The organism is Acinetobacter sp. YH12249, from assembly GCF_013417475.1.
Classification (GTDB): domain Bacteria; phylum Pseudomonadota; class Gammaproteobacteria; order Pseudomonadales; family Moraxellaceae; genus Acinetobacter.
This window is the reverse complement of the sequence record NZ_VPDX01000008.1, coordinates 57,420-68,791: the sequence shown is the minus strand read 5'-3', so window position 1 is coordinate 68,791 and position 11,372 is coordinate 57,420. Positions and strand designations below refer to the sequence as shown.

10 protein-coding genes are annotated in these 11,372 nt (G+C 39.0%); all 10 read left to right on the top strand.

From position 1 onward, the window contains the following. The 10 genes from FTV25_RS06695 (at position 1) to FTV25_RS06650 (ending at position 11,370) form a co-directional block, all read left to right on the top strand. A complete protein-coding gene (locus FTV25_RS06695) occupies positions 1–1,143 on the top strand; it encodes a glycosyltransferase family 4 protein (RefSeq protein ID WP_180002638.1) in 1,143 nt (380 codons plus the stop codon). Positions 1,144–1,146: 3 nt separating this feature from the next. Beyond that, on the top strand, positions 1,147–1,758 hold the full coding sequence (locus FTV25_RS06690) for a sugar transferase (protein ID WP_180002639.1): 612 nt from the start codon (positions 1,147–1,149) through the stop codon (positions 1,756–1,758). Then, positions 1,751–2,407, top strand: a complete 657-nt coding sequence (locus FTV25_RS06685) for a NeuD/PglB/VioB family sugar acetyltransferase (RefSeq protein ID WP_180002640.1) — start codon at positions 1,751–1,753, stop codon at positions 2,405–2,407. The genes FTV25_RS06690 and FTV25_RS06685 overlap by 8 nt, the downstream gene beginning before the upstream one ends. A 31-nt stretch (positions 2,408–2,438) precedes the next feature. Continuing rightward, positions 2,439–3,608: a DegT/DnrJ/EryC1/StrS aminotransferase family protein gene (locus tag FTV25_RS06680; RefSeq protein WP_180002641.1), complete on the top strand. Its 1,170-nt coding sequence runs from the start codon at positions 2,439–2,441 to the stop codon at positions 3,606–3,608. Positions 3,609–3,743: 135 nt separating this feature from the next. Continuing rightward, positions 3,744–5,618 carry a nucleoside-diphosphate sugar epimerase/dehydratase gene (locus FTV25_RS06675; protein ID WP_180002642.1) on the top strand — a complete coding sequence of 625 codons (1,875 nt, stop codon included), beginning with the start codon at positions 3,744–3,746 and terminating at the stop codon, positions 5,616–5,618. A 26-nt stretch (positions 5,619–5,644) separates the two neighbouring features. Further along, complete coding sequence (gene galU, locus FTV25_RS06670; protein ID WP_180002643.1) at positions 5,645–6,526, top strand: UTP--glucose-1-phosphate uridylyltransferase GalU; 882 nt, start codon at positions 5,645–5,647, stop codon at positions 6,524–6,526. An 11-nt stretch (positions 6,527–6,537) separates the two neighbouring features. Beyond that, positions 6,538–7,794, top strand: coding sequence for a nucleotide sugar dehydrogenase (locus FTV25_RS06665; RefSeq protein WP_180002644.1), 1,257 nt, complete (start codon positions 6,538–6,540; stop codon positions 7,792–7,794). Further along, complete coding sequence (pgi, locus tag FTV25_RS06660; RefSeq protein ID WP_180002645.1) at positions 7,794–9,449, top strand: glucose-6-phosphate isomerase; 1,656 nt, start codon at positions 7,794–7,796, stop codon at positions 9,447–9,449. Before FTV25_RS06665 ends, pgi begins: the two co-directional genes overlap by 1 nt. Positions 9,450–9,471: 22 nt before the next feature. Continuing rightward, on the top strand, positions 9,472–10,488 hold the full coding sequence (gene galE, locus FTV25_RS06655) for a UDP-glucose 4-epimerase GalE (RefSeq protein ID WP_180002646.1): 1,017 nt from the start codon (positions 9,472–9,474) through the stop codon (positions 10,486–10,488). A gap of 6 nt (positions 10,489–10,494) precedes the next feature. Next, complete coding sequence (locus FTV25_RS06650) at positions 10,495–11,370, top strand: beta-1,6-N-acetylglucosaminyltransferase (RefSeq protein ID WP_180002647.1); 876 nt, start codon at positions 10,495–10,497, stop codon at positions 11,368–11,370. Positions 11,371–11,372: the final 2 nt, after the last annotated feature.

The following is an 11,372-nucleotide window of genomic DNA, read 5'->3' as shown; positions in this document are numbered from 1 at the left end:
ATGAAGATTATTCACCTAATTAAGACAACAGAGGGGGCATCTTGGGCTCTTAAGGAAATTGAACAATTAATTCAATTAGGTTGTGAAATACATGTTTTCTTGCCTAATAATAATGGTCTAGCGCCAAAATATTCAGATTTAGGTGCTAAAGTCTATATTCTAAATGTTGACTTTTCCTCTTTAATTAAAAAGCCTAATTTATTTCTTTCCAATATAAGTTTATTTCGCTCATTATTGAAAGAGATTAAACCAGATATAGTTCATTCACATTTTGTCGGTACTACCATATTTATGCGTGTTGCGATGAAGGGTCTAAGAATTAAAAAAATATTTCAAGTGCCAGGCCCTTTACATTTAGAAAAGAAATTAACTCGTGCATTAGATATAAGAAGTGCTGATAAATATGATTATTGGATACCTACTTGCAAATTTTCTGAACAAATTTATTTAGCTTCGGGTATTAATCAAGAGCGCTTAATGACGACTTTTTATGGAACAGATATATCCACTTATAAGAAAAAAAATAAAGGTGTTTTAAGAGAACAATTTAATATTATTAAAAATATTAAAATAGTTGGTATGGTTGCATATGCTTATGCGCCTAAAAAATGGTTAGGACAAACGCGTGGTTTAAAAGGGCATGAGGATCTTATAGATGCTATGGAAATAGTTTTAGCCTCTCAACCAAACGTTAAATGTGTAATAGTTGGTGGACCATGGGTTGGTGCAGAACAATATTTTCAATCTATTATAGATTATGGAAAGAAAAAATTAGGTGACCAAATTTTATTTTTAGGTACACGTAAAGATGTACCTGATCTGTATCCTGATATAGATGTCGTGGTACATCCTTCACATTCTGAGAATTTGGGTGGTGCGGCAGAATCTCTCCTTATGGCTGTGCCAACTATTGCAACTGACATTGGCGGATTTCCTGATATAGTCAAACCAGGTATTACAGGTTGGTTAGTTTCCAAAGAAAACCCTAAGGCTTTGGCCGAAGCAATTTTAGAAGCATTATCAAATCCTCAACATGCTTATAGTATGGCTCAAGAAGGAGCAAAACAACTCAAACAAACTTTAGATGTTAGAAAAACATCTAAAGATGTTTTTGACTTCTATAATAAAATTCTTGTGGAGTGATTTATGTTGAAACGGTTATTCGATATTATTATTGCTTCTACAGCTCTTATTATTCTTTTGCCACTATATGCATTTATTTCCTATAAAGTAAAAAAAAATCTGGGTTCACCTGTTCTGTTTCGTCAGGTGCGTCCCGGTCTACATGGCAAACCTTTTGAGATGATCAAGTTCCGAACCATGAAAGATGCGGTTGATAAACAAGGTAATCCATTACCAGACAGTGAACGTTTAACATCCTTTGGTCAAATGCTGCGTTCTACAAGCTTAGATGAAATGCCGGAATTGTGGAACGTGATTAAAGGCGATATGAGTATTGTTGGTCCACGTCCATTACTGGTGGAATACCTGCCACTTTATAACTCCGAACAAGCTAAACGTCACAATGTGCGTCCAGGCATGACAGGGTATGCACAGGTGAATGGCCGTAATGCGATTAGTTGGGAAGAAAAGTTTAAGCTGGATACCTGGTATGTTGAAAATCAATCAATTTGGCTTGATTTTAAAATTATGCTGAAGACAGTAAAAAAAGTTATTGCTAAAGATGATATTAATGAAGCTGGTGAAGTGACAATGACAAAATTTACTGGCACTAAGACGGATCATCATCATGATTAAAATCTATGCAATTTATGGTGCATCTGGGTGTGGCCGTAGTTTAATGCCAGTAGCACGTGAACAGCTAGAGCGTGATAATATTCAAGCTGAAATTTATTTTATTGATGATAGTTTAACTGAGAAAATTACAATTAATGGTCATGTGGCTTTGACTTATGAAGCTTTTAAAGCATTAAAAGCTGATAAAAAATTCGCTTTAATTGCGATCGCTAATAGTCAAATTCGTGAAAAAATTGCGATAAAACTTGAAGAGGATGCAATTGAGTTATGGACTGTTCAAGCAGATAATGTTGTGCGTATGGATAATGCTGAAATTTCCTCAGGCGCTGCATTAAGCCCATTTGTGACGATTACTTCTAATATCAAAATTGGTAAGTGTTTTCACGCTAATTTATATAGCTATGTGGAGCATGATTGTATAATTGGCGACTATGTTACTTTTGCTCCTGGAGTAAAATGTAACGGCAATATTCATATTGAAGATCATGCTTATATTGGTGCAGGTGCTGTTATTAAGCAAGGCACACCAGACAAACCTTTAGTGATTGGTAAGGGCGCAGTGGTGGGAATGGGCGCAGTAGTGACTAAAAGTGTGCCACCAGGCGTGACAGTAGTTGGCAATCCGGCACGTATTTTAGAGAAAAAATAAGTTTTTAGAGTTTTGAAAATCAGGAATTATCATGTTAAACACTGCATTTGAACCATGGCCAAGCTTTACGCAAGAAGAAGCTGATGCTGTCTCCCAGGTTTTATTGTCCAATAAGGTTAATTACTGGACTGGACAGGAATGCCGTGAATTTGAAAAAGAATTTGCTCAATTTGCTGGCACACAATATGCAGTAGCATTGGCGAATGGTACCGTGGCTTTGGATGTAGCCTTGAAAGCCTTGGGGATCGGGGCGGGTGATGATGTGATTGTAACTTCACGTACTTTCCTTGCATCTGCTAGCTCCATTGTGACTGCTGGGGCAAATCCGGTTTTTGCCGATGTGGAAATGGACTCGCAAAATATCTCACGTCGTACGATTGAAGCAGTTTTAACGCCTAATACCAAAGCGATTATTTGTGTGCATCTCGCTGGCTGGATGTGTGATATGGACCCAATCATGCAATTGGCTGAAGAAAAAGGCCTGTATGTGATTGAGGATTGTGCCCAAGCCCATGGTGCCATGTATAAAGGAAAATCTGCAGGTTCAATCGGTCATATTGGTGCCTGGTCATTCTGTCAGGATAAAATTATGACTACTGGTGGTGAAGGCGGCATGGTTACCACCAATGATGAAACACTATGGAAAAAAATGTGGTCTTATAAAGATCATGGTAAAAACTTTGACAGTATATATAACAAACAGCATCCACCGGGATTCCGCTGGTTACATGACTCTTTTGGTACGAACTGGCGCATGATGGAAATGCAGGCTGTGATTGGACGGATTCAATTGAAAAAGATGTCCGAATGGACAGTACAGCGTAATGCAAATATGGAAAAAATTTTTGCTGCATTTGCAGATAGCCCATATTTTACAGTTCATCGCCCATCAGATGATTATGTACATGCTGCCTATAAATGCTATGTACAAGTCAATACTGATGCTTTACCAAAAGGCTGGTCACGTGACCGAATCATGACTGAAATTAATGCAGAAGGTGTACCATGCTTTAGTGGGTCTTGTTCAGAAGTTTACTTAGAGCATGCTTTTGATGATACGCCATGGCGTCCAAAAGAGCGTTTAAGGAATGCTCAAAAACTGGGCGAAACCAGTCTAATGTTCCTCGTGCATCCAACGTTAACAGAAAATAATATTCAAACAACTAAAGATGTTATTCAGCAGGTGATTAGTCGCATATAATTCTCTAGGATTCAATCATGTAAAGTGTATCTTTATAGGTACACTTTAAACATTTATCCAAGTTTTTACCTCAATTCTCTCTAATATTTAATATGAGGTAAAAATTTATAAATAATTATTGAGAAGACACAGCAAGTGAAATCTATCATTCTACCTTTAGTTGAATCTCCACGTGCGGCTAAACAGACATTTCTCGTTATTTTGGACTTCTGCATATTTCCCGTCCTGATCTGGCTTTGCTATGCCATTCGTCAATTCGATCTGGGTGCAGAAGTCGTTCCCAATATTCCTTTTGGTACAGTTTGGGTTAGTGCCATTGCCGTATTGGCTTTATTTGTTTGTGGTGTTTATCGGTTTATTGTTCGTACTTTTAATGAATTTTTTATTGTTAAATTAGGGCTAGCCACTGTTCTGGCAGTCATTGGTTTGTATTTGCTTGCGTATGCAACACATGCGTTCATTCCTACTTCTATTCCTTTGATGTTTGGCTTCATGATGTTTGCCTGGGTCTGGTTTAGTCGGGGATTGATCCGCTTTATTGTTCGTTCTTACTTATATGCAGGAGTATCGAAAAAACGGATTGCGATTTACGGTGCAGGTTATGCGGGACAGCAGGTTGCAGCAACTTTAAATCGTTCTAATGAGCATTTACCAGTCATGTTTATTGATGATAATCCTTCATTGAGCAGTCAGAATATTGGGGGAATTCAAGTTTATGCACCAGAAATCGCATTAAAATCTTTTACCAAACTACGTATTGATGAAATTCTGATTGCTCTTCCTTCAGTGGGACGTATCCGCAAAAGCGAGATTGTAAAATTCTTGGAACCTGCCCATTTAAAAATTACTGAAATTCCAGGGCTGACTAAACTGGTCAATGGTGAAATTCGAGTTTCTGATATTCAGGAAGTCGATATTATTGACCTTTTAGGACGTGATCCAGTTCCTCCAGTAGCAGAACTACTAGAAAAAAATATCAAAGATAAAGTTGTAATGGTTACAGGGGCAGGAGGCTCCATTGGCTCAGAGCTATGTCGTCAAATCATTAAAAATCAACCGGTAAAACTTATTATCTATGAGCTGACAGAGTTTGCTTTATATAGTATCGATAAAGAATTACGTCTTAGTGCCAGCTGTGAAATTATTCCAATTCTTGGTTCGGTAGTGGATGAAAGTAAACTGGAACGGGTCATTGAGCAATATAGCGTTCAAACCGTCTATCATGCTGCTGCTTATAAGCATGTTCCTTTAGTAGAATGTAATCCATTGGCCGGCTTAAAAAATAATGCGGTAGGGACGGCCTTTAGTGTCAATGCAGCTGTCAAAAAAGGGGTCGAGACCTTTGTGCTGATTTCAACTGATAAAGCAGTACGTCCAACCAATGTCATGGGGGCTACCAAACGTATGGCAGAGCTTTATTGTCAGGCCATGGCTGAAGCACAAAATCAAACCCAGATAAGTATTGTACGTTTCGGGAATGTCTTAGGTTCATCCGGTTCAGTTGTTCCCTTATTTAAACAACAGATTGCCAAAGGTGGACCTATTACCGTCACTGACCCTGAAGTCACACGTTTCTTTATGACAATTCCTGAAGCTTCGCAGTTGGTGATTCAGGCAGGTGCTTTAGGCACAGGTGGCGATGTATTCCTGCTCGATATGGGGGAGCCAGTGCGAATCCAGGATCTGGCTCGTCAAATGATTTCACTGAGTGGCTTAAAGGTGAAAGACAGTCAAAATCCCGATGGTGACATTGAAATTCAATATACAGGACTGCGTCCAGGCGAAAAACTGTATGAAGAGCTGTTAATTGACCAGGAAAATACAGAGATTACTTCACATAAGCGAATTTTAAGATCAGTAGAAAAACACTATCCTTTAGCTGAAATTCTGGAAGTATTTAATCGTATGCATGTGCTGACAGCGACTCAAAGTGATGTAGATTGGGCTTTAATGCAGCTTGAACATTATGTCGATGGTTATCAGCGTGGTCAGGAAATTAAAGTAAATTAAAGTTGGAAATAATTAGGTTGAATACAATGATTAAAAAAGCAATTCTCCCTGTCGCAGGACTTGGCACACGTTTTTTACCAGCCAGCAAATCCATTCCCAAAGAAATGGTGACGGTAGTTGACCGCCCGGCAATTGAATATGTGGTAAAAGAGGCGATTGCGGCTGGAATTGAGCAAATTATTTTGGTGACGCATTCTTCCAAAGCATCGATTGAAAATTACTTTGACCGTAACTTTGAACTTGAAACTACACTTGAGCAAAAAAATAAAACCGATTTGCTTAAAGAAGTTACTGAAATTTTACCCCCACATGTTAGTGTGATTAGCGTACGTCAGCCACAGCCTTTAGGCCTTGGTCATGCGGTACTTTGTGCTAAGGCTGTCATTGGTGATGATGACTTTGCTGTCCTGTTACCAGATGTTTTGATTAAGGATCAAGATACTCAAAATGACCTGTCTCGTATGATTCAACGTTATGAACAGTCTCGTGCATCACAAATCATGGTTGAAGCAGTTCCTGATCATCTGGTTGATCAATATGGGATTGTGGATGTGCCTGCTTCGCCTGCGGAAGGTGAAAGTACGGTGATGCAAGGTATTGTGGAAAAGCCGGCGATTGGTACCGCACCGTCGAATTTATCTGTGGTAGGTCGTTATATCCTTCCGGCAAAGATTATGCAACTACTGGAGCAGACACCAAAAGGGGCAGGTAATGAAATCCAGCTAACTGATGCGATTGCACTATTGCAGCAAACAGAAGTTGTCGAAGCTTATCGGATGAAGGGTCAAACCTTTGATTGTGGTAGCAAGCTCGGCTATCTTAAGGCTGTATTGCATTATGGCGTAGATCATCCCAAACTCGGTGCTGAATTTAAATCATTGATTCAGGAGCTTTCTTTAGAATTATAACAAGGAGTGCTATGAAAGTTGCAGTATTAGGAAAAACCTTATTCTCGGGGGTCATTTCGGCCCTGTTAGCTGAATGTGGCCATCAGGTCATATGGTGTAATAGCTTTAGTCCTGATGAGCCTGCCCGGACTTACTTTCAGGATGAATCCTTACAACTATTATTACAAAAACAGGAAGAGTCCGGTTTTTTAAACTGTTGTGATTTTCAGCATTTGAATTTTAATCAGGATGTCTTTTTCTTTAGTTTTAATGCGACAGAAGAGCAGCTGGCATTTCAGATGTTAAATACCATTCATCATGCCTGCTTTGCCCATCCTAAACTGATGATTAATGCATCCACCTTTGGTTTGCATGGTACAGCGCGATTCCAGCAACTTTTACCGAATGATGACTGGGTCTATCTTCCAGATATTATTCAGGAAGGAAATGCTATTCGCAGTTTCGTTCAAGCGACTCAACTGATTGTGGGTTGCGATCAGCCAGATGTACAGCTCAAAGTTAGAGAGCTGTTACGTCCCTTGTTTCCTCGTGCCCAGCAATATCTGTTTATGCCTATACTGGATGCAGAATTTACCAAGCTGAGTATTTCCGGCATGCTGGCTACCCGGATCAGTTATATGAATGATCTGGCAAGTGTCGCTGAAAAACTGGGGATTGATATTGAACAGGTCCGTCAGGGTATGGCAGCCGATAATCGTATTGGTTCAGCTTATTTATTTCCAGGGGTAGGCTTTGGTGGAGAAAACTTTTCTCATGATATCCGGACGCTGACTCACGCCGTGGCGGACTCTGGGGTAAAAAACCAGTTACTGGAACAGGTTTGGGATATCAATGAGCAACAGAAAGAGTTGTTATTCCGTAAGCTATGGAATTATTTCCGTGGAGACCTGCAAGGGAAAACAGTCGCCATCTGGGGAGCTGCATTTAAAGAAAATACCCCAAGTATCCAGCAATCTCCGGTACATGCCATGTTGGCAGCATTGTGGGCGCAAGGTGCAACAGTGAAACTGCACGATCCACAGGCTTTGACCAATATTGAACAGATTTATGGTCAACGTAGCGATTTAATTTTATGTGAAGACCAGTATCAGGCGGTAGAAGATGCAGATGCATTGTGTTTAATCACGGCCTGGAAACAGTATGGTAGCCCAGATTATGCTTATCTCAGCAAGTTGATGCAGCATCCTTTGATTCTGGATGGACGTAATCTCTATGACCCTGCTTATATCAAGTCACGCGGTTTTAACTATATTGGGGTGGGACGTTAATGTTAGACCAGCTTAAATCAGACCAGAATAGCAATAATGCTTATAAAAAGCTGAATTCTGTAAAAGAACAATTGAAATCGATCCATTTACGCCAACTCTTTGCAGCAGATCCTGAACGGTTTAACCAATACTCGGTACAATTTGAGGAGGTAGTTTTTGACTATAGCAAACATAGAGTCAATCATGATACTGTGCAGCATCTGATTGAATGGGCAGAGACACAAAATCTAAGATCCTGGATCGGGTCTTTATTTTCCACTCAGACGATTAACTATACTGAACAACGTGCAGCCATGCACTGGGCCTTACGTTTGCCGAAAGAGGACCAGCAGCATGAAGAACTGGCAGCTGAAGTTCATGCTCAGCTAGATCGTATGTATGCTTTGGTCGAGCAGATTCATGCCGGACAACGCCGTGGCGCTACCGGTGAAGTCATTCAGGATGTAGTGAATATCGGGGTAGGGGGATCTGACTTAGGACCATTAATGGTTAGTCATGCGCTTTCGGATTTTAAATATCAATCTGCCAAACCCTTGAATGTGCATTTTGTATCGACGATGGATGGTAGCCAGCTATCTGAATTGCTGCATCAGTTACGTCCGGAAACAACGCTTTTCATTATTTCTTCCAAGTCATTTGGAACGATTGATACCTTATCCAATGCTCAAACAGTGCGTTTATGGCTGGAAAAATCTTTAGGCCAGCATCCTTCTATTGTGAAGCATCATTTTATTGGGGTATCCACTAAACCTGAAAAAATGACAGCCTGGGGAATTGCACCCGAAAATCAGCTGTTGTTATGGGAGTGGGTCGGTGGGCGTTATTCTCTCTGGTCGTGTATTGGTTTGCCGATTGCACTCAGTATTGGAGTGGACGGTTTTAAACAACTGCTTGCTGGTGCTTATGCCGTAGATCAGCATTTCCAGTACAAGCCTCTGGAACAGAATATTCCAGTATTAATGGGCTTACTGGGTGCCTGGAATACAAATTTTCTGGATATTCAGACCCATGCGATCTTGCCTTATGATGGACGTCTGAAATATTTCGCGTCTTATTTGCAGCAACTGGAAATGGAGTCCAATGGTAAATCCATCCAGCGCAATGGTGAAAAAGTACAGCTCGACACTTGTCCGATTATTTGGGGCGAAGTTGGACCAAACGCCCAACATGCCTTTTATCAGCTGTTACATCAAGGCACCCAAGCAGTCAGCTGTGATTTTATTGCTCCTGTTAAACGTTATAACAGTCAACAATATACTTATGTTGATAATGCTGATGCTTTGATTGAACAGCATCATCTGGCTTTATCTAACTGTTTGGCACAATCACGTTTACTGGCATTTGGTAATGATGCCTTGGATCAAACTGAATTGCAGGGTTTACCAGCTTATAAACAATATGAGGGTAACCAGCCAAGCAGCACTATTTTATTACAGGAATTAAATCCTTATAGTCTGGGAATGCTGATTGCGTTATATGAGCATAAAGTTTTTGTGCAGTCGGTACTGTGGAATATTAATCCATTTGACCAATGGGGCGTAGAAAAAGGTAAGGAAATTGCCAACCAATTATTGCCTATACTGAATGGTGAGCAAACTGATATTAGCGGTTTAGATGGTTCAACCCAGGGTTTGATTAAAATCCTAAAAGCTTGATTAAGATTGAATTAGGAAAGATATGGCTAAAATTTTAGTAACGGGTGGAGCAGGTTATATTGGTTCGCATACCTGCTTGGAACTATTAAATACTGGGCATAATGTCGTGGTATTGGATAATTTATCTAATAGCTCGGTTGAGTCTTTAAATCGTGTCCAGCAGTTGGCTCAAAAAAGCCTGAAATTTGTAGAAGGTGATATTCGAGACGGTCAGATCCTGGATCGAATATTCCAGGAAAATCCAATTGATGCAGTGATTCATTTTGCTGGTTTAAAAGCAGTTGGTGAAAGTCAACAAATTCCATTAGCTTATTTTGATAATAATATTGCTGGTTCAATTAGCCTGGTGCAAGCGATGGAGCGAGCTCAGGTTTTTAAACTGGTATTTAGCTCGTCTGCAACTGTCTATGACGAAGCCAATATTTCTCCGTTAAATGAAGAAATGCCAACAGGTATGCCAAGTAATAATTATGGGTATACTAAATTAATTGTAGAACAGATTCTAGAAAAACTAGCAATTGCAGACACACGTTGGTCAATTGCCTTATTGCGCTATTTTAATCCGGTAGGTGCACATAAAAGTGGCCAGATCGGAGAAGATCCACGAGGGATTCCAAATAATCTAATGCCTTATGTGACTCAAGTCGCTGTAGGTCGTCGTGAAAAACTATCTATTTTTGGTAATGACTATAACACAGTAGATGGGACTGGAGTACGTGATTATATTCATGTGGTTGATTTAGCTAATGCACATTTATGTGCATTAAACAATCGACTAACATCTCAAGGATGTAGAGCTTGGAATATTGGCACAGGGAATGGAAGTTCAGTTCTTCAAGTTAAAAATACTTTTGAACAAGTAAATGGAATAAATATTGCATTTGAATTTGTATCGCGTCGTGAAGGTGATGTGGCAACTTCATTTGCAGATAATAAACGTGCAATAGAAGAATTAGGATGGGCACCACAGTATGGTTTGGAGGATATGCTAGCTGATAGCTGGAAATGGCAAAAGCAGAATCCCCATGGATATGGATAATAAAATATGAATTTTATTTATGGGATTATGTGTCATCAATTAACTAATCCACTTGTTTATCTTGTAAATGAGCTGATTAAAAGTCCTCATAGTAAAATTTTAATTCATGTAGATAGAAAATCAGATCTTGATCATATAAAAAAATCGCTACCAAGCAGCTCACAAATAGAATTTTTGATAGAAAGAGTGGATGTGCATTGGGGTGGTTATACTCAAATTGAGGCCACTCTAAAACTTTTAAATTATGCCAGTCAATTTGAATATAAGTATTTTTCTTTATTGTCCGGTGATGATATTCCATTAATGCCTATTGAAAGCATAGAAAAATATCTTTTAAGCAGTAATCAGGAATATATCGGTTATGAACTTCAAGCAAATCCGAGAAGCCGGATTAAATATTTATACCCAGATTTCTTTTTTATTAAAGAAAAATCAATTTCAGAGAAAATTAAATGCAAACTAATTATTCTTTTACATAGACTTGGTTTCTATACTCAAAATATAGAAGGGTTGCCAAAACTATATAAAGGATCTTTATGGTTTATATTAAGCTATCAGGCGGTTCAATATATTTTAGACTTTATAAAAAATAATAAAGACTATGATTTGGCCTTTAGAAAATCACTGTGTGCCGATGAAGTATATTTTCACACCATTATTCAGAATTCATATTTTCAGGAAAGAATTTACCATCCAGAAGATGAGGAACAAGTGTCTGAAGGGGGATTAAGATATATCGACTGGATGTCAGGACCAGATTATCCCAAAATTTTAGATGAGTCTGATTTTGATAAGATGAAACAATCAGGCATGTTATTTGCCAGAAAAGTGAAGGCAAATATCGATATAGATCTGCTCAAACAATATTTTCAATATTCATAATA